Raw genomic sequence first — 23,366 nt, forward strand, 5'->3', positions numbered from 1 at the left:
CTAAAAATCTAAAAATCCAAAATTGATAACCAAAGAAACCATAGATAAAGTTTACGAAGCTGCTCGAGTAGAGGAAGTTATCGGTGATTTTGTACAATTAAAACGCGCCGGAAGTAACTTTAAAGGATTGAGTCCGTTTTCTGATGAGCGTTCGCCTTCGTTCATGGTTTCGCCTGCTAAAGGAATTTGGAAAGATTTTTCGTCAGGAAAAGGAGGAAACTCCATTGCTTTTTTGATGGAGCATTCTCAATTTACGTATCCTGAAGCCATTCGATTTTTAGCAAAAAAATACAATATTGAAGTTGAAGAAACTGAACTTTCTGAAGAAGATAAAGTCGTTGCAAACGAAAAAGAAAGTTTGTTTCTAGTATCAGAATTTGCTTCTAAATATTTTCAAGATATGTTGCTTAATTCCGAAGAAGGAAAAGCAATTGCGCTTTCTTATTTTAAAGAACGTGGATTTACTAATGATACTATAAAAAAGTTCAGCTTAGGATATTCTCCAAATCAATGGGATGCGCTTACAAAAGAAGCTCTCGGAAAAGGCTACAAATTAGAATTTTTAGAGAAAACCGGATTAACAATTGTTGGAGAAGACAAGCAATTTGATCGATTCAAAGGTCGTGTGATGTTTCCAATTCAGTCCATGAGTGGAAGATTTTTGGGTTTCGGTGGTCGAATTTTAACTAACGACAAAAAAGCTGCAAAATACCTCAATTCACCAGAAAGTGATTTGTACCACAAGAGTAAAGTTTTGTACGGAATATTTCACGCCAAACAAGCTATTGCCAAGCAAGATAATTGCTATTTAGTAGAAGGTTACACCGACGTAATTCAAATGCATCAAGCTGGAATAGAAAATGTAGTTTCTTCTTCTGGAACCGCTTTAACACCAGATCAAATTAGATTAATTAATCGTTTAACTAAAAATGTTACCGTTCTTTTTGATGGTGATGCTGCAGGTTTGCGCGCTTCTATTCGTGGAATCGATTTAATTCTTGAAGAAGGAATGAACGTAAGAGTTTGTACTTTTCCAGATGGTGAAGATCCAGATAGTTTTGCCAAAAAAACGCCTTTGCAAGATTTGATTCAGTATTTTGAAGATAATGCTATGGATTTTATCCAATTCAAAGCGTCACTTTTAATGAAAGATGCCAAGAATGATCCTATCAAGAAAGCTGATTTAATTCGAGATATGGTGGCTAGTATTTCCAAAATTCCAGATAGAATTAAAAGAGAAGTTTACATCAAAGAAACTTCTAGAATCATGGATATTTCTGAAGATGTGCTTTTTAATACTTTGGCACAATTAGTAAAAAAAGACATTTCCGATTTAGGCAAAAAACTAAAAGAAGAACAAACCGCTTTTGAAGTCGTAAAAAATGAAAATCCTGTCGTTGCTGCTAACATTGATATTCAATTTGAATTGGAACACAAAATCATCGAAATTCTTTTAATTTATGGCAATGTAGAAGATGAATTTGAAGATGTTTTGCTTAAAGCAAATGAGAAAGGTGAAATGGTTGAGGTAAAAGAAATGAACAGATATAAAGTGTATCAACGCATTTTTCTAAGTTTACAAGAAGATGAAACCGAACTTGCTAATCCTTTATTCAAGAATATTTATGATGATTTGATTACCTATTTTAATCAGAATGAAACCTTTGAATTGGAGAAATATTTATCACAATTACCGCCAGAATTATCGCAAGAAGTAACGTCAATTCTTATGAATGACGAGCGAGAATCATTGCACAATTGGGAAGCTAAAAACATTTTTGTAAAAGCAAAAGACAAAACTATAAGTCAATACGTTTCCGAAACCATTCTAACCTTAAGATGGTTTTTAGTAAATAAAATTATAGACGAATTAAAATCATCTGTAACGCAAGAAACCGAAGTTGATAATTCAGAAACACTATCTATGGTAGTTGACTATTTAGGATTAACCAATATGTTTTCTAAAAAATTAGGAAGAGTAATTTCTAGACATAATTAAAAAAGCTCAAATTTCTTATTGAAATTTGAGCTTTGTATCTAATATTTAATATCTAAAATCTAATATAAAATTAAACGATATCCAAAGTCTTCGCTTTATTAACTAAATCTACTAAATTAGTAACATTTAGCTTTTGTAAAAGTCTTAGTTTGTATGTTGAAATTGTTTTTTCGTTTAGTCCTAAAACCTTAGAGATTTCATTATTTTTCTTTCCGTCACACAAGTAACGCAGTACCTCAATTTCTCTGTTAGATAATTTTCTGTAAAGACGTTCGCTTTTATTTTGTTTAGCAATCAAAGCTAAATTTCTTTTAATACTATCACTAAGCATTACAATTCCTTGGTGAACTCTAATAATTGTAGTTCCTAGAGTTTCTAATTTGGAAGATTTGTGCACAAATCCAGCAACACCAGCTTTTATAGCGTTGGGAGCATAAATTTGCTCGTTTAAGCTCGTAAAAACTAAAACTTTAGTGTTAGGAAAATTCTTAATTATTGCTTTTAATTCGTAGATACTTTTCAATCCGTCAAGTTCTAGATCTATTACTAAAACATTGATTTCTTTATTCCTTAAAGCATCCGGAACCATAAAGAAATTTCCAACATTTGAGACCACACTAATTTCTGGATGATCTTTAAAATATGATTTTACGCCATAATGAACCACTGGGTAATTATCGGCAAGACAAACATTTATCATAATTTTAATTTTTTAATAAAAGATTTAAAATCTTATTGTAAAGTTACAAAAAAAATGCAAACAATTGTGAATCAATGTTAAAATATTATTTCAAGGCATTTGGAACCTCACAAACTGGTATTGGGTTTATCTTGTGCTGGTTTAAGAAATTTAATCGTTTATATATATCAAAGGCTTCTTTTTCTCGACCAGTAAAGTCTTCCGATTTGCTTCCTTTTTCTTCCTCAAGCATTGCCCATTCCAATTCGTCATAACTTGCGCCAAGTTGGTCTTCATCAGTTCGATTATCACCAAATAAACCATCTGTTGGAGCTGCATTTTGTATAGATTTTGGAATTTCTAAATAGCTTCCAAGTGCATAAACATCACTTTTCATCAAATCGGCTATCGGACTCAAGTCAACGCCACCATCGCCATATTTTGTATAAAATCCAACACCAAAATCTTCTACTTTATTTCCTGTTCCAGCAACCAATAAGCCATGGATTCCAGCAAAATAATACAAAGTTGTCATTCTTAATCTTGCTCTAGTATTGGCTAAAGATAAATGATATTTTGTATCACTTTCTCCAACAGGCATTTCTGTTTTAAAACTCTCATAAATTGGAGTTAAATTTGCTTCAGCACGACTCACATTCGGAAATCGTTTCATCAATTGCTCAATATGTTCACGTCCTCTACTAACTTGATTTTCAGCTTGATGAATTGGCATTTCAATACATAATGTTGTTAAGCCAGTTTGCGCGCATAGCGTAGAAGTTACCGCAGAATCAACTCCACCAGAAATCCCTACAACAAAACCATTTACTTTTGCGTTATTAGCATAAGTTTTTAACCAACTAACAATGTGTTCGTTTACTTTTTCTACCTGAATTGTACTTTTTTTAGGCATAGTTTAGAGATGAATTAAGAATACGTAATGTATATTTGCAAAAATATTAAATTAAAAAATGAAAAGATATATTTATATCACCTTAATTGGAGTTTTATTTTTCTCATGCGATAAAAAAAGTAAAATCGAAAGTGCTGTTGAAGAAATTCCAGTCGAAATGAAAGTAGTTCGTTTCGAACAGGCTTTCTTTGATGCAAAGCCTGAAAATTTGGCTGATATAAAAACCGAATACCCAGATTTTTTTCCTGAAGGCACGCCAGATGCGGTTTGGATTGATAAAATGCAACATCCACAATGGAGAGAATTGTATCAAGAAGTGGAGAAAAAATATAAAAATTTTGGTACGCAGCAATCTGAAATCGAAGATTTATTTAAACATATCAAATATTATTTTCCAACAATCAAAACGCCAACAATCTACACGGTAATTTCTGAAATGGATAATAATAGTAAAGCGATTTATGCAAATGATAAATTAGTAATTGCTTTAGAATTATACCTAGGAAAAGACCATAAGTTTTATGGTGAGTTTCCAGCGTACTTGAGACAAAATTTCGAACAAAGACAAATGCTTCCAGACATTGTTTCTAGTTTTGCTTTTGGCGTTTTGCCTAATCCAAAAGATAAAGATTTGCTTTCAATGATGATAAGCTCTGGAAAAGAACTTTATTTAAAAGATATTTTACTTCCAGAATATTCAGATGCCGAAAGAATTGGCTATTCTGAAGACCAAATAAAATGGAGTAAAGAAAATGAAAGTTATATTTGGGAATATTTTGTAAACGATAAGTTGTTATACAGCACCGATTCTAAATTGGCTAATCGTTTTATAAATGTAGCTCCTTTTTCTAAATTTTATTTAGAAATTGATAACGAGTCTCCAGGTAGAATTGGACAATGGGTTGGATGGCAAATTGTTCGCTCTTTTATGGAGAACAATCCAAAGGTAACCGTCCAAGATTTAATTAAAATGAGCGAAAAAGATATTTTCGAATTATCAAAATACAAACCAAAAAAGAATGAGTAATAAAATCACATCAGAAATAAAATTTGTAGTCGAACTTGATGAAAATCGTGTTCCGGATAAACTAACATGGACAGCACAAGATGGTGGCGTAGAGCTTGAAGAAGCTAAAGCTATGCTTTTGTCTATTTGGGATAGCAACGCCAAAGAAACTTTGCGAATTGATTTATGGACAAAAGACATGCCTGTTGATGAGATGAAAATCTTTTTCCATCAAACGCTAGTAGCAATGGCTGATACTTTTGAAAGAGCTACACAAGATGAAAAAATGGCATCAACCATGAGAGATTTCACTGATTATTTTGCTGAGAAATTAGAGTTAAAAGGATAAAAAAATGGTTCGCAATTTGCGAACCATTTTTTGTTTATTTAAAACTCATTCATTTCTTTAAAAACATCTTGATTTACACCATCAATAAATTGTAAAAGTTCTTCTTTTCCGGTTCCTTCTGTAGATGAGGTTACAAAATGTTGTGGCATTTCCTCCCAATTGTTTGCTAGCAATTCTTTACGATAAGCAGCAATATGAGCAGCGACTTTTCCTTTACTAATTTTGTCTGCTTTAGTAAAAATAATACAAAACGGAACTTCTGTTTCGCCTAAATATTCTATAAATTCTAAGTCAATTTTTTGTGCTTCAAGTCGAATGTCTATTAATACAAAAGCGCAAACCAATTGTTCTCTTTGTTCAAAATAATCGGTAATAAATTCCTGAAAAACTTCTTTTGTTTTTTTAGAAACTCTTGCATAACCATATCCAGGTAAATCAACCAAAAACCAATTAGAATTAATTTTAAAGTGATTTATCAACTGAGTTTTTCCTGGTTTTCCTGATGTTTTTGCCAAATTTTTATGATTGGTCAACATGTTAATCAAAGATGATTTTCCAACATTAGAACGACCAATAAAAGCATATTCAGGCAAACGTTCTAAAGGACATTTACTCACATCTGAATTACTAATTATAAATTCGGCGGTATTAATTTTCATGATATTTTTTTTGATTCAATCAGAATCATTTAATCTTACAAATGCTCTTTTGTCAACCAAATTTCAAGCAATCTATTGAACTCGTCTGGATGTTCCATCATAGCTGCATGTCCACATTTATCAATCCAGTATAAATCTGAATTTGGCATTAATTTATGGAATTCTTCAGCTACTTCTGGAGGAGTTACAGCATCATTTTTACCCCAAATCAAACAGGTTTTCACATGCATTTTTGGTAAATCTTTTGCCATATTATGACGAATAGCACTTTTAGCAATGGTAAGTGTTTTTATTACTTTAATTCTATCATTTACAACGCCAAAAACTTCGTCAACCATTTCTTTTGTTGCTACTTTTGGATCATAAAAAACAGCTTCTGCTTTCTTTTTAATGTATTCATAATCACCTCTTTTTGGGTAACTATCACCCATTGCGCTTTCATAAAGCCCTGAACTTCCTGTAATTACAAGGCCAGCAACTTTTTCAGGATACATTTTTGTATGATATAAGGCAATGTGTCCACCAAGTGAATTTCCTAAAAGAATTACTCGGTCAAAACCTTTGTAAGTGATGAAGTCTTTCACATATTTTGCAAAAGCTTTAACGTTGGTTTTTAAAATATTTTGTGTGTAAAGTGGTAATTCAGGAATAACGATTTTATATCCTTTTTGTGAAAAATGTTTGGCAACTCCTTCAAAGTTACTCAATCCACCCATTAAGCCATGCAAAATAACAATTGGAGTTCCTTCTCCAACTTCAATGTAATTGTATTTTTTGTCTTTTACTGCGTTTAAATCCATATTCTTTGGCTCATTTTTTCAATTGTTACAAATATAAGTTTTTAAATATTAATTCAAAACTAATCCTCTTTTATTTGGATGAATTTGTCAATTTCTTAATGCTTTCTCTATTCATGAATTTTTACAATTATCAACATTTCAACAAATCATTTTACGTTCTTTTCAAATTTTATAAAACTAACTTTTTATTAAATATTTCGCAACTAAATCTGTTTGACTGTCAATTTATTGCGTTAAATCAACGATTCTAAATGTTTTGTTAATTATTATTCAAAGTTGGTTTGGTTTTAAAGTAATTAACAAAAATCTAAAAGTGGTAAAACTTATTAACAAAGTGGAGTTATGTGGTAAAATGTGGAGAATTATTTTATATTTTTGCTCATTATCATTAAAAACTAATTAGTTGAACTCATTAATCGGGACATACGAATGTAAAGTTGACGTCAAAGGAAGGCTGCTTTTGCCTGCACCTTTGAAGAAACAACTTGCTGCTTCGCTTCAAGACGGTTTTGTCTTGAAACGTTCTGTTTTTCAGCCATGTTTGGAACTTTATCCAATGGCAGAGTGGAATTTAATGATGCAAAAAGTGAACAAACTCAACCGATTTGTAAAGAAAAATAACGACTTCATTCGTCGTTTTCAAGCCGGAGTAAAAGTGGTTGAAATCGATGCTTTAGGACGTCTTCTAGTTCCTAAAGATTTAACCAATTTTGCTCAAATTACTAAAGATATTGTATTGTCTTCAACAGTAAATATTGTTGAGATTTGGGATAAAGATTTATACGAAAAAGCTATAGATGATTCTGTTGGAGATTTTGCTGATTTGGCAGAAGATGTAATGGGAAATGTAAATGACGACGACAATGGAATATCATAATCCAGTATTATTAAAAGAAACAGTTGACGGTTTAAATTGTATTCCAGATGGTGTTTATGTAGATGTCACTTTTGGTGGTGGTGGACATTCAAGAGAAATTTTGAGTCGCCTTGGTTCAAACGGAAAATTGTTTGCGTTTGATCAAGATGAAGATGCTTGGGAAAACGCATTACCAGATGAAAGATTCACATTGATTCAAGAAAATTTTAGATACATCAAACGTTTTTTAAGATTTCATGGAATCAAGCAAGTAGATGGAATTTTAGCTGATTTGGGAGTTTCATCGCATCAATTTGATGTTCCAGAAAGAGGTTTTTCAACTCGATTTGATGCCGACTTGGATATGAGAATGAGTAAGAAAAACGATTTGGATGCTTACAAGGTAATTAATGAGTACGATGATGTCAACTTGAAAAGAGTTTTTCTTGATTATGGTGAGTTAAAAATTGCTCCAGCTTTAGCAAGAACAATTATTGAGGCAAGAGAAATAAAATCAATTGATACAACAGATGAATTGAAATTGATTTTGCAACGTTTTTTGCCAGAACAATTTAAAAATAAAATTTTGGCTCAAATCTATCAAGCAATTAGAATTGAGGTGAATCAAGAAATGGATGCTTTGAAAGAATTTTTAGAACAATCTCTTGATGTTTTAAAACCCGAAGGAAGATTAAGCGTGATTTCATATCATTCTCTTGAAGATAGATTGGTAAAAAGATTCATGAAAAACGGAATGTTTGAAGGCGAACCAGAACGAGATTTCTTCGGAAATTTTTCAGTTCCATTCAAATTAATAGGAAAATTAATTGTTCCAACCGAAGAAGAAATAAAAATCAACAATCGCGCAAGAAGCGCAAAGCTAAGAATAGCAGAAAAGAAATAGTATTCAGATGTCAGAATTCAGACTGCAAAGTAACTGAAAACTGAAAACTGAAAACAGACAACTGAGAAAATGAAAATTGGAATTTACAACATATTAAAAGCAAGATTTCTTGTCAATGAAGACGCTACTAAAAATTGGCGTTTCATTGTGTTTTTAATTGTTTTAGCCATAATCATGATTGCTAACACACACCGATTTGAACAAAAAATATTCAAAATCGCTGATTTAACAAATGAAGTAAAAGAATTGCGTTCCGAATTTGTTGACAGGCGTTCGGAATTAATGAAATTAAAAATGGAATCTACGGTTTCAAAAAAGATGGAAGCTAGAAATATATTTCCGTCTCAGGTTCCACCACAAAAAATAAAAGTTAAACAACCAGAAGAGAAAAGTTTTTTTAAAAAAATATGGCAGTAGAAGATAAAAATATCTCTTACAGAATTTATCTGATGGCGTTCATCATCTTTTTGATGGCGTTGGCGATAACCATAAAACTTACTAATATACAGTGGGTAGAAGGTGACTATTACAGAAAATTAGCCAAAGATAGAACAGTAAAAACTTTTGTAATTCCAGCGAATAAAGGAAATATTTATTCATCAGATGGTAGTTTATTGGCGACTTCAATTCCTAATTATACTATTCGTTTTGATGCTGTTGCTCCAAAATCAGAAGATTTCGAAAGCAAAGCCGATTCTTTAGCAATGAGTTTGTCAAAATTATTAGGAAAACCAACTTCTCATTATCAATCATTATTGAGAAAAGCTCGAGCAAATAAAAGCAGATACACTCTAATTGCAGAAGATTTAAGTTATACGGAATATTCAAAAATTAAAAAATTTCCACTTTTCAACAAAGGTGCATACAAAGGTGGAATTATCGTGGAGCAAAAAACAGTTCGTGAACATCCAATCGGTAAAATTGCCGAAAGAACAATCGGTTACGATAGAATCGATGAAAATGGTATTCAAAAAAGAGTCGGAATAGAAGGAGCTTTTGGTAAGTATTTAAACGGAAAAGACGGAAAAGTTTTAAAGCAAAAAATTGCCAAAGGACAATGGAAACCTATTCGTGACCAAAATGAAGTTGATCCACAAGATGGGTACGATGTAATTTCTACTATTGATGTTTATATTCAAGATATTGCTCATCATGCTTTGCTAAAACAATTAGAAGAATATGGCGCTGAACACGGTTGCGTTGTTGTAATGGAAACCAAAACAGGTCAAGTTAAAGCGATTTCTAATTTAGGAAGAGACGAAGTTTCAGGTAATTATTATGAAACTATAAATTATGCTGTAGCTGAATCTCACGAACCAGGTTCTACGTTCAAATTGGTTGATATGATTGCGCTTTTAGATGATAACAAAGTTGATACTTCTAAGGTTTATGATAGTAACGGTGGAACGATTATTTATAGAGGAAAAAAAGTGCGTGATTCTCATGAAGGTGGTTACGGAAAAATTTCTCTTGGAAAAGGTTTTGAAGTTTCCTCCAATACCATTTTGGTTCAAGCTGTTGTAGAGAATTATAAAAATAATCCAGAGCAATTCGTAAACAGAATCAATAATTTAGGATTAAATAAACCTCTTGGATTACCATTTCAAGGTGAAGGGAAACCAATCGTTCATCAGCCATCAGATGATAGTTGGAATCCTAATACATTGCCTTGGATGGCTTTTGGATATAACGTTGCAGTGACGCCTTTACAGACTTTGACATTATACAATGCTATTGCAAATAACGGAGTAATGGTAAAGCCACAATTCGTTTCTGAAATTAAAGAATGGAATAAAACCATCAAGAAATACGATAAACAAATTATCAATCCGAAGATTTGTTCTGATGCTACCATCAAAAAATTAAAAGCGCTTTTAGCCAATGTCGTAAAAAGAGGAACGGCTGCAAAATTGTATTCTAAAGATTTTTCAATGGCAGGAAAAACTGGAACTGCTGCGGCTGGTTATGGAACTAATGGTGGAAGTGATAAATATTATATTTCATCATTTGTAGGTTATTTTCCAGCAGATCAGCCAAAGTATTCTTGCATTGTAGTAGTTCATAAACCCAATACTTCTATGAATAATTATTATGGTGCAGACGTTGCTGGACCAGTTTTCAAGAGAATCGCACAAAAGATTTTTACCGACGCACCATCAACAAATGAAATAAAAAATCTTGATAAAAAAGTAGCCAAACAGGAAACTAAATATCAAGAGTATTTTATAAAAGCACAAAATGTAAAAAATACAATACCTAATCTAAAAGGAATGCCAGGAATGGATGCAGTAGCTCTTTTGGAAAATTTAGGAATTAAAGTAAAAGTAAAAGGAATTGGAAAAGTGAAGAATCAATCGATTCAAGCCGGACAACCTATTATCAAAAATACAATTATAACACTAGAATTATCGTGATCGTTTTAAAAGACATATTATATAAAGTTGCTATTGAAGCTGTAAAAGGGTCAACGGAAATCGCTGTGAATAAAATCGAATTCGATTCGAGAAAAATTCAAGAGAATGACGTTTTTGTAGCCATCCGTGGAACAGTTTCTAATGGTCACGACTTTATCGAAAAAGCAATTAATCTTGGTGCGGTTGTAGTTGTTTGTGACATATTACCAGAAGTGATCATCACAGGAATTACTTACATTCAAGTAAAAGATACTAATTCGGCTTTGGCTTTTATGGCTTCCAATTATTATGATAATCCATCCTCAAAATTACGTTTAGTTGGAATCACAGGAACCAATGGTAAAACGACTATTGCTTCACTTCTGTATCAATTATTCAAAAAAGCAGGTTACAAAGTTGGTTTGCTTTCTACGGTAAAAATTATGGTGAATGATGTTGAACATAAAGCAACACATACAACACCAGATTCTTTAACCATCAATTATTTTTTAAATGAAATGATTGAAATCGGTTGCGACTATTGTTTTATGGAAGTGAGTTCACATGGTGTTCATCAAAAACGTACAGAAGGATTGCATTTTGAAGGTGGCGTTTTTACCAATTTATCGCACGATCATTTAGATTATCATCCAACTTTTGCAGAATATCGTGATGTTAAAAAATCATTTTTTGATCATTTGCCAAAATCTGCTTTCGCATTGACCAATGTTGATGACAAAAATGGAGCCGTGATGCTTCAAAATACAAATGCTAGAAAATTGACTTATGCCTTAAAATCTTATGCTAATTATAAAGCTCAAATTTTAGAAAATCAACTTTCAGGATTGTTGCTTAAAATTAATGAAAATGAGGTTTGGGTAAAACTTATCGGAACATTTAACGCCTATAATTTACTCGCAATTTATGGAACGGCTGTTGAATTAGGATTAGAAAGTCTTGAAGTTTTGAGATTACTATCCGAATTAGAAAGCGTTTCAGGTCGTTTTCAGTTTATTGTTTCAAATGATAAAATTACAGCCATTGTAGATTATGCACATACGCCAGATGCTTTAGAAAATGTCTTGAAAACCATCAATGATATTCGCACAAAAAATGAGCAATTAATAACCGTTGTAGGTTGCGGTGGTGATAGAGATAAAACAAAAAGACCAATAATGGCAAACATCGCAACACAAATGAGCGATAAAGTTATCATCACTTCTGACAATCCACGAACTGAAAATCCGTCAACGATTATCGCCGAAATGGAAGCAGGTGTTGAACCACAAAACTTCAAAAAATCACTTTCTATTGAAGATAGAAAAAATGCCATAAAAACCGCATGTCAATTAGCAAACGCCAATGATATCATTCTAATTGCAGGAAAAGGTCACGAAACCTATCAAGAAATTCAAGGTGTTCGCCATGATTTTGATGATATGAAAATTGTTAAAGAATTTTTAGAACAAATGAACAAATAACCCAATATACCTAACCAATATGTTATACTACTTATTTGAATATTTAGACAAAACACTTGACATACCCGGAACAGGAGTGTTTCAATATATCACCTTTCGTTCGGCTATAGCGTTAATTTTATCATTAACACTATCAACTATTTACGGAAAAAAAATCATTACTTTTTTGAGAAATCAACAAGTTGGTGAAACGGTTCGTGAGTTAGGTTTAGAAGGTCAAACGCAAAAAGCAGGTACGCCAACAATGGGTGGATTAATCATCATTTTTGCAACGTTGATTCCTGTATTGTTATTGACTAAGTTGAATAATATTTACATCATTCTTCTAATTGTGACCACACTTTGGATGGGAACTATTGGTTTTATTGACGATTATATTAAAATCTTTAAAAAAGACAAACAAGGTTTAAAAGGGATTTTTAAAGTTATAGGTCAAGTTGGTTTAGGAATTATAGTAGGTTCGGTATTGTATTTTAGTCCAGCAGTTACTGTCCGTGAAAAGTCATCTACACCAATTACGTTCAACCAAACAGGAAATACAATTTCGCAACCAGCAAAGGAAATTAAAGCAACAACAACTACAATTCCGTTTACAAAAAATAACGAATTGGATTATGCTCAAATCCTAAAACCATTTACAGACGATTATCAAAATTGGGCTTGGTTGGTATTCATTCCAATTGTAATTTTCATCATTACAGCAGTTTCAAATGGAGCTAACCTTACCGATGGAATTGATGGTTTAGCCGCAGGAACATCAGCAATATCCGTTCTTGCACTCGGTATTTTCACTTTTATTTCGGGTAATATCATTTTGTCTAATTACTTGAATGTGATGTACATTCCAAACTCAGGTGAGATGACCATTTTTATAGCTTCTTTCGTTGGAGCTTTAATCGGATTTCTTTGGTATAATTCTTATCCAGCATCAGTTTTTATGGGTGATACAGGAAGTTTAACTATTGGCGGAATTATAGCGGTTTTAGCAATTTCGGTTAGAAAAGAAATGCTACTTCCTGTTTTATGTGCCATTTTCTTTGCCGAAAGCGCCTCGGTGATTATTCAAGTCACTTATTTCAAATATACGAAAAAACGATTTGGCGAAGGAAGAAGAGTTTTCTTGATGTCGCCATTGCACCATCATTATCAGAAAAAAGGATATCATGAAAGTAAGATTGTAACTCGTTTTTGGATTGTAACCATCTTGTTAGCGATTGTAGCAATTGTAACATTGAAATTGAGATAATGAAGCGATTAGTAATTCTTGGAGGAGGAGAAAGTGGAGTTGGAACAGCAATTCTAGGAAAGAAAGAAGGATACGACGTTTTTGTATCTGATTTCGGAAAAATTAAAGACAATTATAGAGACGTTCTTAATCAATATGAAATACAATGGGAAGACGAACAGCATACAGAAGATAAAATTCTAAATGCTGATGTAGTAATGAAAAGTCCAGGAATTCCAGAAAAAGCTCCAATTGTAAAAAAGCTTATCGAAAAGGGAATTCCAGTGATTTCTGAAATTGAATTTGCTAATAATTTCACAAAAGCAATGACCATCGGAATTACTGGAAGTAATGGTAAAACAACTACAACAATGTTGACTTATCATTTGCTAAAAGAAGGAGGATTGAATGTAGGATTAGGTGGAAATATTGGAAAAAGCTTTGCATGGCAAGTAGCCGAAGAAAATTATGATTCTTATGTGTTAGAATTAAGCAGTTTTCAGTTAGACGGAATCATAAATTATAAGCCACATATTGCCATAATTACAAACATAAGTCCAGACCATTTAGATCGATACGATTATAAATATGAAAATTACATCGCATCGAAATTTAGAATAACAATGAATCAAACCGAAGAGGATTATCTCATTTATGATGCAGATGATGAAGCTATCGGAAATTGGTTAAAAAATAACAAAGTAAAAGCACAATTAATTCCATTTTCAATATCAAAATCAATTGAAAACGGAGCATTTTTAAACAACAACACTATGGAAATCAACATCAACCAAGAAGAGTTTTTAATGGAAACGGCAAACATCGCACTTGAAGGAAAACACAACATGAAAAATGCAATGGCAGCAACTTCTGTAGCGAATATTTTACGCATCAGAAAACAAACCATTCGCGAGAGTTTGTCAAACTTTCAAGGTGTTGAACATCGTTTAGAAAAAGTGTTGAAAATTCACAATGTGCAATACATTAACGATAGTAAAGCTACCAATGTAAACGCAACGTTCTTCGCTTTAGATAGCATGACAACACCAACAGTTTGGATTGTTGGAGGCGTAGACAAAGGAAACGATTATGCCGAATTAATGCCGTTAGTTCACGAAAAAGTAAAAGCAATTATCTGTCTTGGTGTTGATAACAAGAAAATAATTGACGCTTTCGGAAATGTTGTAGATATGATGGTTGAAGTGGATAATATGAGAGATGCAGTAAATACAGCAAGACACATCGCAGAAAAAGGTGACACTGTTTTACTATCACCAGCTTGCGCAAGTTTCGATTTATTTCAAAACTATGAAGACAGAGGAAACCAATTTAAAAGAGAAGTAAGGAATCTTTAATATTAGATATTAGATTTTAAATATTAGATATGACAAACGATCAGCTTAAAAATAGAACAAAGCAATTTTCATTATCTATTCTAAATCTAATTGAAAAAATGCCAAACTCAATGTCAACAAGAGTTGTTATTAATCAAATTGCTAAAAGTGCAACTTCTGTTGGAGCAAATTACAGAGCAGTTTGTCGAGCAAGAAGTGATAAAGAATTTGTTGCGAAGTTAAATATTGTTTTAGAAGAAGCAGATGAAACTCAATTTTGGCTAGAAATAATTGAAGAAATGAAATGGATTAATAAAACAGAATTGGATGTTTTGCAAAAAGAAGCTAATGAATTAGTTGCAATTTTTGTTTCAACTCTCAAAACTGTAAATAACAGATTAAATAATAAATAAAAGATAAATATCAACGTAAAGAATATCTAAAATCTAATATCAAATATCTAATATTAAAATGAAACAACTAATAAGCAGACTACACGGAGATAAAGTCATTTGGGCATTTGTTGCTCTTTTGGCGTTGTTCTCTTTTATGCCTGTTTTTAGTGCGAGTAGTAATTTGGCTTACATGCGACATGGCTCAGGAAATGCCTTGACCTATTTGCTAAAGCATGCCATTCACATCACAATTGGATTTGTAATAATTTATCAAGTTCATAAAATTCCTTATCATTATTTTAGAGGGATTTCACGAATTGCTTTGCCAATTGTTTGGGTTTTATTAGTCTATACTTTGGTAAAAGGAACCGTAATTGACGGCGCAAATGCCAGTCGTTGGATTCAAATTCCATTCATTGGAATATCTTTTCAAACATCAACATTTGCAGCAATTGTGTTGTATATTTTTGTAGCAAGGTATTTATCCAAAAAAAGAGAAGTTGCACCCGATTTTAAACAATCGCTTCTAGAACTTTGGTTGCCAGTATTTGTAACTGTCGGATTGATTTTTCCTGCGAACTTTTCTACAGCAGCATTGATTTTTTCAATGGTTATTATGCTAACTTTTATTGGTAAATACCCATTAAAATATATCGGAATTATTCTAGGAACAGGATTGCTTTGCGGATTGTTTTTTATACTAATTGCTAAAAAATTTCCAGATGCTTTCCCAAATCGTGTGGATACTTGGATTAGTCGTATTGATAATTTTACAAGCGACAAACCAGATGAAGATGATTATCAAATTGAAAAAGCGAAAATCGCAATAGCTTCAGGTGAAATTTACGGACTTGGACCAGGGAAAAGTGTTCAAAAGAATTTCTTACCACAATCTTCTTCTGATTTTATTTTCGCCATTATTGTGGAAGAGTTTGGACTATTTGGTGCTTTTACAATTATTTCAATTTACCTTTTATTGTTGTTCCGATTTGTTGTAGCATCGCATAAAGCCAATTCGCTTTTCGGAAAATTAGTCGTCGTCGGACTCGGTTTTCCAATAATATTTCAAGCATTAATCAATATGGCAGTTGCAGTCGAGTTGTTGCCAGTTACAGGACAAACTTTACCATTAATTAGTTCAGGAGGAAGTTCTGTTTGGATGACTTGTATCGCTCTCGGAATTATTCTAAGCGTTACCAAAAAAGAAGAAGAAATTGCAAAAGAACTAGAAGAAGCCGAGAAAGAACTTGAAGAGAAGAAAAAAAGAGACGAAGTTTTACAAAGAATTATTGATAGAGAATTGAATGGAGTAGAAGAGGAAGTTGATGAAAATCAAGAAAAGGTTAACCAAATGAAAGCATCTATCAAAGGCAAAATAATGGAGGAAGATTTTTCAATTGAAGAAAATCCAATGCTAGCCATAAAAGGAATGCGAAAAAAAAAAATTGAACTGCCTTTTAAGGCAATAAGATAAAAATGAAAAAATTAAAATTCATATTAAGTGGTGGCGGAACAGGTGGACATATCTATCCTGCAATTGCTATTGCCAACGAATTAAAATCGCGTTTTCCAGATGCGGAGTTCCTTTTTGTAGGCGCGCAAGATAAAATGGAAATGCAAAAAGTGCCTCAATCAGGTTATGCTATTGAAGGACTTTGGATTGCAGGTTTGCAAAGAAAGTTGACGTTACAGAATGCCATGTTTCCATTAAAATTAGTTAATAGTTTATGGAAATCTCGAAAAATAATTAAAAAGTTCAAACCAGATGTTGTCATCGGAACAGGCGGATTTGCAAGCGGACCATTATTGCAAGTTGCCAACAGTTTGAATATTCCAACAGTAATACAAGAGCAAAATTCCTATCCTGGAATTACCAATAAATTATTGAGTAAAAAAGCTAATGCCATTTGTGTTGCTTATGAAAATTTAGAACGATTTTTTCCAAAAGATAAAATTGTATTTACAGGTAATCCTGTTCGTCAAGATATTTTAGATATTGATTCAAAAAGAAGTGAAGCGTTGTCTTATTTCAATTTGGATGAAAGCAAAAAGACATTACTAATCATTGGCGGAAGTTTAGGCGCAAGAAGAATCAATCAATTAATTGCAAAAGAACTTGATTTTTTACGAAACAATAACTTGCAAATATTTTGGCAATGTGGTAATTTATATATGGCAGATTACAAACATTTTTCTGAGATAGAGAATGTTCAAGTAGTTTCGTTTATTGATAGAATGGATTTGATTTATGCTGCAGCAGATTTCGTGATTTCTAGAGCTGGTGCTTCATCAGTTTCAGAATTATGTTTGGTAGGAAAACCAACAATTTTTATTCCATCACCAAATGTAGCCGAAGATCATCAAACCAAAAATGCGAAAGCAATTGTAGATAAAAATGGTGCTTTACTAATTAAAGAAAATGAGTTAGACGAAAAATTCGAATCAGTTTTCAACAAACTAATTCACGATGAGAATTTGCAAAAAAGTCTAAGCGAAAACATGAAGAAATTAGCCAAGCCAAACGCAACAAAAGATATAGTTGAACAAATAGTAAAACTAATACAATAGCAATGTCAATAGCAATTTCAAAAATCAATTGTACATTTTGAATTTTGAGATTGATTTTTGAAGTTGAATTTTGAAATTGAAATTTAATATGAATCTAAATCAAATACATAACGTCTATTTCATCGGAATTGGAGGCATCGGAATGAGTGCTTTGGCTCGCTATTTCCAAAACATTGGGAAAAATGTTTCGGGTTACGATAAAACGCCAACGATGTTAACCGACGAATTGATTGCTGGCGGAATGAACATTCATTTTGAAGATTCAATTGCTGCAATTCCTTCGGATTATTTTGTCGAAAATACCTTAGTAATTGTTACGCCAGCAGTTCCAGTTTCTCATTCAGAATGGAATTATTTTGTAGAAAGAGATTATGTAATTAAAAAAAGAGCCGAAGTTCTTGGCTTGATTACAAAAGATACGTTCTGTTTTGCAGTGGCAGGTACACACGGAAAAACAACTACATCAAGTATTCTAGGTCATATTATGTATGAAAGTGGAGCAGATGTTACAGCATTCCTTGGTGGAATTGTAGAAAATTATCATTCTAATTTAATCGGTAGTGGAAAAACAATAACCGTGGTTGAAGCCGATGAGTTTGACCGATCGTTCTTGCATTTACATCCTAATATTGCTTGCGTAACCTCAATGGATGCGGATCATTTAGATATTTATGGAGATGCTTCTGCAATCGAAGAATCGTTTAGAGAATTTGCAAATAAAGTTCAAGATAAAACCAAAATATTTGTTCCAAAAGGATTGGATTTAGAAGGTTTGACCATAGCAATTAATGAAGAAGCAACGTTTAAAGCGTTTAATATTCGTATAGAAAATAGTGCTTATGTTTTTGACGTTCAAACACCAACAGAAATAATAAAAGATATTGCTTTTGGTTTACCAGGACATCATAATTTAATGAATGCGCTAATGGCTTTAGCAATGGCCAAAACTTATGGAACCCCAACCGTGTCCATTGCTAATGCTTTAGCTACATTTAAAGGTGTACAACGAAGATTTTCGTATCAAATAAAATCAGAAAATCGCGTTTATATAGATGATTATGCACATCATCCAACAGAAATTAATGCGGTGCATCAAGCAGTGAGAGAATTGTATCCAAATCAAAAAGTTTTGGCCATTTTTCAACCTCACTTGTTTAGTAGAACAAAAGATTTCGCAGACGATTTTGCTAAAAGTTTATCACAATTTGACGAAGTTCTTTTGTTAGATATTTATCCAGCAAGAGAATTACCAATGGAAGGAATTACAACTTCTTGGTTAATGTCTAAAATGACTAATGAAAATAAAAAATTAGTTTCAAAAGAGTCGCTAATTGGTACGATTTTAGAAAGTGATGCGAAGATAATTGTAACGATAGGAGCAGGAGATATAGGCGAATTAGTACCATCAATAAAAACCGCTTTAGCTAAATAGCTTCGGACTTTAGTCCGATGAAAAAAATAAAAATAGAATAAAAAAACAAAAAAAGAAATATTAAAAAATTAAAACAATTATGAAATTTCTAAAATGGAACAATATCCGATTAATACTAATGTTTGCATTGGTAGTTTTTCTGTATTCGTTTACGTCAAATAGAAATTCACATCGTAAATTAAAGAAATCAGAAGTGATTTTTGTTGGAGATAATAACAATTTTGTTAAACAAGAATCGGTTAATAAATTGTTAATAGAAAATAGTTCAGATGTAAAAACCATTGAAAAATCGGACTTAAATTTGAACAAATTGGAAAATTCTATCAACAAACATCCTATGGTTGAAAAATCAGAAGTTTTTGTAAGTGTTGATGGTGTTCTAAAGGCGGTGGTGAAACAAAAAACACCCATAGCAAGAGTGTTTAGTGAGGAAGGTTCGTTCTATATTGATTATGAGGGAAATAGAATGCCACTTTCTGAAATAAGTACAGCTAGAGTACCGCTAATTTCGGGGGTTATTGACAACAAAAACAAGAAGAAATTATCCGAAGTTTTGAAGATGATTTACAACGATGAATTTTTGAAAAAAAATATCATTGGTGTGCAAGTTTTGCCTGATGCGAGCTTAATGATGACCAACAGGAACTATGATTTTAAAATCGAGTTTGGCAAAATGATGAATGAAGAAAAGAAATTTAAAAATTATAAAGCATTTTTTCAGAAAGCAGTTTCAGATACGATGCTAAATAATTACAAGAAAATAAATTTGAGATTTACACATCAAGTTGTTTGCACAAAATAACTTCTAGAAGAAAATCAAGAAAGTAGAGATAGAATAAATATTGTATCGAGCAAATTAGTTGACAATATGGAGAACAGAGAAAACATTGCAGTTGGTTTAGACATTGGAACTACGAAAATCGTAGCGATGATTGGTAAGAAAAATGAATACGGCAAACTTGAAATTTTAGGTCTTGGAAAAGCCAAAAGTTTAGGCGTGGCTCGTGGTGTTGTAAATAATATTACACAAACCATTCAATCCATCCAACAAGCAGTTTTAGAAGCGGAAGAAAACTCAGGATACAAAATCAATGATTGCGTTGTTGGTATTGCCGGACAACACATTCGTAGTATTCAACACACGGATTATATCAGTAGAAGTAATCCAGAAGAAGTAATTAGCGGTAAAGACATTCAATTGCTAATTGATCAAGTGAATAAATTAGCAATGTTGCCAGGTGAAGAAATTATTCACGTGTTACCACAAGAATTTAAAATCGACGGACAATCTGAAATCAAAGAACCAATTGGTATGTATGGTGGACGATTGGAAGCAAGTTTTCACGTTGTTGTTGGACAAGCAGCTTCTATCAGAAATGTAGGAAGATGTATCCAAAGTTCAGGAATTGAATTGTCAGGATTAACGTTGGAACCTTTAGCTTCAGCTGATGCGGTTTTAAGTCAAGAAGAAAAAGAAGCAGGTGTTGCTTTAATTGATATTGGTGGTGGGACAACAGATTTAGCCATTTTTAAAGACGGAATCATTCGTCACACAGCTGTAATTCCTTTCGGAGGAAATGTGATTACAGAAGATATTAAAGAAGGTTGTTCAATCATTGAAAAGCAAGCAGAATTACTGAAAGTAAAATTTGGTTCGGCTTGGCCAGGAGAAAATAAAGACAACGAAATTGTTTCAATTCCAGGATTACGTGGTAGAGAACCAAAAGAAATTTCTTTGAAAAACTTATCTAAAATCATTCACGCACGTGTGGTTGAAATTATAGAGCAAGTTTTTACAGAAATCAAAGTTTACGGTCACGAAGATCCAAGAAAGAAATTGATTGCAGGAATCGTTCTTACAGGTGGTGGAGCACAATTGCAACACATCAAACAATTAGTGGAATACATCACAGGTATGGACACTAGAATTGGTTATCCTAACGAACATTTGGCAGGAAATTCTAGCGAAGATATTTCAAGTCCATTGTTTGCAACAGCGGTTGGATTAGTAATGAATAGTGTAGCTAACAATACGCAAAGTGCTTACAAATTAGAAGTAAGTCAAGCTATTCCGCAGCCAAGACCAATTGCTAGACCAGTTGTTGAAGAAGTGCAAGAGGTAACGCAACAACAAGAAGAACAAATTGAAAATAAAGTTGAAAAAGAAGTGGAAACAACAGAAGGAAAAATCAGAAAATCATTTTTTGATAAGTATGTTGATAAAATCAAAGATTTCTTAGACAACGCAGAGTAATTTAATATTAGATTTAAAATATCAGATATTAGATTTAAATAGAAAAACAAAACTAGAATACAGAATAAAATCAAACAAAACCAAAATAGTATGATAAGCAACTCAGAATTTGGAAGCATCTCATTTGATTTACCAAAAAATCAATCAAATGTTATTAAAGTTATCGGAGTTGGTGGCGGTGGAAGCAACGCAATCAACCACATGTTCAAACAAGGAATCAAAGGTGTAGATTTCATCGTTTGTAATACTGATTCTCAGGCATTACAAAACAGTCCTGTGCCAAATAAAATTCAGTTAGGTGTAAACTTAACAGAAGGTTTAGGAGCAGGAGCAAATCCAGATGTTGGACAACAATCAGCAATCGAAAGTATCGATGATATCGAAAAAATGTTGGATAGCAACACTAAAATGGTTTTCATCACCGCAGGAATGGGTGGAGGAACAGGAACAGGTGCAGCTCCAGTAATTGCTCAATTAGCAAAAGAAAGAGACATACTAACGGTTGGTATTGTTACAATTCCTTTTCAATTTGAAGGAAAGGTACGTCAAGACCAAGCATTAGCAGGTGTTGAAAGATTAAGAAAGCAAGTAGATTCATTAATTGTTATCAATAATAATAAATTAAGAGAAGTATACGGAAATCTTGGTTTCAAAGCTGGTTTCTCTAAAGCTGACGAAGTTTTAGCAACTGCATCACGCGGAATTGCTGAAGTAATTACACATCACTACACACAAAATATCGATTTAAAAGATGCTAAAACGGTATTGGCAAACAGTGGAACAGCTATTATGGGTTCTGCGATTGCAAGTGGTGAAAATAGAGCTAAAGATGCTATTATTTCTGCTTTAGATTCTCCATTATTGAATGACAATAAAATTTCAGGTGCTAAAAACGTATTGTTGCTTATCGTTTCGGGTACTAATGAAATTACTATTGACGAAATTGGAGAAATCAACGACCACATTCAAGCAGAAGCAGGTCACAACGCCAATATTATTATGGGTGTTGGTGAAGATGAAGCTCATGGTGATGCTATTGCAGTTACAATTATTGCAACAGGTTTCAACGTAGAACAACAAAACGAAATCGTAAATACAGAAGTTAAAAAAATCATTCATTCACTAGAAGATGAGCAAAAGTTAGTTCATGACTTAACTCAAAAGCCAGTTGATTTTTTTCAACCGAAGGTAGAGACTCCAATTGAAGTAACTGCCGAAGTTAAAGAAGAAAAAATTGTTTTCGAATTAATCGAAGATGAAGTAAAACCAGAACCTGTTGTAGCAAAAGTTAACGAAAACGAACTAATTGCGATGAATGACTTCATACGTAATTTAGATGTAACTTTCGAAATCGTTTCTCCTATAAAAGATATTGATTTTACTTTTACAACTCCTGCTGTAAACGAAATTAAAGTTGTTGAGCCACAAGTTGTAGCTAAAGAAGAAGAGCAAATTACATTCTCTTTCGATTTGCCAATTGCTAAACCAGTTGAAAATACAATTGAAGAAGATAGAATTATATTCGATTTAACTGCCGAAACTAAAGATATTAAAGTTAATGAGCACGTAGAATTTGTTCCAGTAACTGAAGTAAATCAAAACGGAGTTATCAAATATTCTCTTGAAGAATATATGGAAATTGAAAACGATTTGTTGAGTTCTAAACCAGCTGCTAAGTTGGAAGAACCAATTGAAGAGTCATTAAATTTCACAATGAAAGTAGCTGAGCCAGCAAAACCTACTTACGCTACACATTCAGATGATATTTCTCCAATGGAAATGACTATCGAAGAAACTTTAAAACTTCGTGCCGACGAAAGAAGACGTAAATTAAAAGAATTCAATTACAAGTTTCACAACAATCCATCTAGAGTTGACGAACTTGAAAGAGAACCAGCATACAAAAGATTAGGGGTAGATTTAACAGAAAATCAAAACCTAAACAACAATTCAAGAATGTCATTAGGAACCGATAGTAACGACGATATTCAGTTACGTTCTAACAATTCATTCTTACACGATAATGTAGATTAATCATAAGTTAATTAAAAATGGGTAGCCCGAAAGTTCAATTGAAATTTCGGGTTATTTTTTTTACCTTTGTGTGGCTTTTTGGATG

Annotated in this window: 21 protein-coding genes; 17 read left to right on the top strand and 4 right to left on the bottom strand. The window is 32.6% G+C overall.

Translation table 11 applies throughout. From position 1 onward, the window contains the following. Nucleotides 1-22: 22 nt before the first annotated feature. Nucleotides 23-1,999: a DNA primase gene (dnaG, locus tag ACYU7A_RS02110; RefSeq protein ID WP_460573916.1), complete on the top strand. Its 1,977-nt coding sequence runs from the start codon at nucleotides 23-25 to the stop codon at nucleotides 1,997-1,999. Nucleotides 2,000-2,069: 70 nt separating this feature from the next. Here dnaG and ACYU7A_RS02115 read toward each other — a convergent pair whose 3' ends face one another. Together ACYU7A_RS02115 and nadE are read right to left on the bottom strand one after the other, a co-directional pair. Continuing rightward, nucleotides 2,070-2,699, bottom strand: a complete 630-nt coding sequence (locus ACYU7A_RS02115; protein WP_298304682.1) for a response regulator transcription factor — start codon at nucleotides 2,697-2,699, stop codon at nucleotides 2,070-2,072. A gap of 85 nt (nucleotides 2,700-2,784) precedes the next feature. Beyond that, complete coding sequence (gene nadE, locus ACYU7A_RS02120; RefSeq protein WP_460573918.1) at nucleotides 2,785-3,591, bottom strand: NAD(+) synthase; 807 nt, start codon at nucleotides 3,589-3,591, stop codon at nucleotides 2,785-2,787. Nucleotides 3,592-3,649: 58 nt separating this feature from the next. On the opposite strand from nadE, the gene gldB reads away from it, so the two are divergent. Then, nucleotides 3,650-4,618 carry a gliding motility lipoprotein GldB gene (gene gldB, locus ACYU7A_RS02125; protein ID WP_460573920.1) on the top strand — a complete coding sequence of 323 codons (969 nt, stop codon included), beginning with the start codon at nucleotides 3,650-3,652 and terminating at the stop codon, nucleotides 4,616-4,618. After that, a complete protein-coding gene (gldC, locus tag ACYU7A_RS02130) occupies nucleotides 4,611-4,946 on the top strand; it encodes a gliding motility protein GldC (protein ID WP_298304690.1) in 336 nt (111 codons plus the stop codon). The genes gldB and gldC overlap by 8 nt, the downstream gene beginning before the upstream one ends. Before the next feature lie 38 nt (nucleotides 4,947-4,984). On the opposite strand, the gene yihA is transcribed toward gldC, so the two are convergent. Then, nucleotides 4,985-5,605, bottom strand: a complete 621-nt coding sequence (gene yihA, locus ACYU7A_RS02135; RefSeq protein WP_344815449.1) for a ribosome biogenesis GTP-binding protein YihA/YsxC — start codon at nucleotides 5,603-5,605, stop codon at nucleotides 4,985-4,987. A gap of 35 nt (nucleotides 5,606-5,640) precedes the next feature. Next, nucleotides 5,641-6,405, bottom strand: coding sequence for an alpha/beta fold hydrolase (locus ACYU7A_RS02140; RefSeq protein ID WP_344815448.1), 765 nt, complete (start codon nucleotides 6,403-6,405; stop codon nucleotides 5,641-5,643). A gap of 403 nt (nucleotides 6,406-6,808) precedes the next feature. On the opposite strand from ACYU7A_RS02140, the gene mraZ reads away from it, so the two are divergent. From mraZ to ftsZ, 14 genes are all read left to right on the top strand, one after another. Further along, nucleotides 6,809-7,282, top strand: a complete 474-nt coding sequence (gene mraZ / locus ACYU7A_RS02145; protein ID WP_344815447.1) for a division/cell wall cluster transcriptional repressor MraZ — start codon at nucleotides 6,809-6,811, stop codon at nucleotides 7,280-7,282. Beyond that, a complete protein-coding gene (gene rsmH, locus ACYU7A_RS02150) occupies nucleotides 7,257-8,165 on the top strand; it encodes a 16S rRNA (cytosine(1402)-N(4))-methyltransferase RsmH (protein WP_460573924.1) in 909 nt (302 codons plus the stop codon). Before mraZ ends, rsmH begins: the two co-directional genes overlap by 26 nt. A 69-nt stretch (nucleotides 8,166-8,234) precedes the next feature. Next, nucleotides 8,235-8,582 carry an FtsL-like putative cell division protein gene (locus ACYU7A_RS02155; RefSeq protein ID WP_298120636.1) on the top strand — a complete coding sequence of 116 codons (348 nt, stop codon included), beginning with the start codon at nucleotides 8,235-8,237 and terminating at the stop codon, nucleotides 8,580-8,582. Further along, complete coding sequence (locus tag ACYU7A_RS02160; RefSeq protein ID WP_460573926.1) at nucleotides 8,573-10,579, top strand: penicillin-binding protein; 2,007 nt, start codon at nucleotides 8,573-8,575, stop codon at nucleotides 10,577-10,579. The genes ACYU7A_RS02155 and ACYU7A_RS02160 overlap by 10 nt, the downstream gene beginning before the upstream one ends. Beyond that, nucleotides 10,576-12,039 carry a UDP-N-acetylmuramoyl-L-alanyl-D-glutamate--2,6-diaminopimelate ligase gene (locus ACYU7A_RS02165; protein WP_460573928.1) on the top strand — a complete coding sequence of 488 codons (1,464 nt, stop codon included), beginning with the start codon at nucleotides 10,576-10,578 and terminating at the stop codon, nucleotides 12,037-12,039. The genes ACYU7A_RS02160 and ACYU7A_RS02165 overlap by 4 nt, the downstream gene beginning before the upstream one ends. Nucleotides 12,040-12,058: 19 nt before the next feature. After that, a complete protein-coding gene (gene mraY / locus ACYU7A_RS02170; protein ID WP_460573930.1) occupies nucleotides 12,059-13,285 on the top strand; it encodes a phospho-N-acetylmuramoyl-pentapeptide-transferase in 1,227 nt (408 codons plus the stop codon). After that, entirely contained in the window at nucleotides 13,285-14,619 is a 1,335-nt protein-coding gene (gene murD / locus ACYU7A_RS02175; protein WP_460573932.1) for a UDP-N-acetylmuramoyl-L-alanine--D-glutamate ligase, read from the top strand. The genes mraY and murD overlap by 1 nt, the downstream gene beginning before the upstream one ends. 29 nt (nucleotides 14,620-14,648) lie before the next feature. After that, nucleotides 14,649-15,011: a four helix bundle protein gene (locus ACYU7A_RS02180; RefSeq protein WP_298392751.1), complete on the top strand. Its 363-nt coding sequence runs from the start codon at nucleotides 14,649-14,651 to the stop codon at nucleotides 15,009-15,011. A 58-nt stretch (nucleotides 15,012-15,069) separates the two neighbouring features. After that, nucleotides 15,070-16,467, top strand: coding sequence for an FtsW/RodA/SpoVE family cell cycle protein (locus ACYU7A_RS02185; protein WP_460573934.1), 1,398 nt, complete (start codon nucleotides 15,070-15,072; stop codon nucleotides 16,465-16,467). A gap of 2 nt (nucleotides 16,468-16,469) precedes the next feature. Next, nucleotides 16,470-17,561: an undecaprenyldiphospho-muramoylpentapeptide beta-N-acetylglucosaminyltransferase gene (gene murG / locus ACYU7A_RS02190; protein ID WP_460573936.1), complete on the top strand. Its 1,092-nt coding sequence runs from the start codon at nucleotides 16,470-16,472 to the stop codon at nucleotides 17,559-17,561. A gap of 88 nt (nucleotides 17,562-17,649) precedes the next feature. Continuing rightward, a complete protein-coding gene (gene murC, locus ACYU7A_RS02195; protein ID WP_460573938.1) occupies nucleotides 17,650-18,993 on the top strand; it encodes a UDP-N-acetylmuramate--L-alanine ligase in 1,344 nt (447 codons plus the stop codon). 79 nt (nucleotides 18,994-19,072) lie between these two features. Next, complete coding sequence (locus ACYU7A_RS02200) at nucleotides 19,073-19,795, top strand: cell division protein FtsQ/DivIB (RefSeq protein WP_460573940.1); 723 nt, start codon at nucleotides 19,073-19,075, stop codon at nucleotides 19,793-19,795. Nucleotides 19,796-19,861: 66 nt separating this feature from the next. Next, nucleotides 19,862-21,247 carry a cell division protein FtsA gene (ftsA, locus tag ACYU7A_RS02205; RefSeq protein WP_344815437.1) on the top strand — a complete coding sequence of 462 codons (1,386 nt, stop codon included), beginning with the start codon at nucleotides 19,862-19,864 and terminating at the stop codon, nucleotides 21,245-21,247. Nucleotides 21,248-21,337: 90 nt separating this feature from the next. Then, nucleotides 21,338-23,281, top strand: a complete 1,944-nt coding sequence (gene ftsZ, locus ACYU7A_RS02210) for a cell division protein FtsZ (protein WP_460573942.1) — start codon at nucleotides 21,338-21,340, stop codon at nucleotides 23,279-23,281. The last annotated feature ends 85 nt before the right edge of the window (nucleotides 23,282-23,366 follow it).

It is taken from the genome of Flavobacterium koreense, assembly GCF_054776075.1.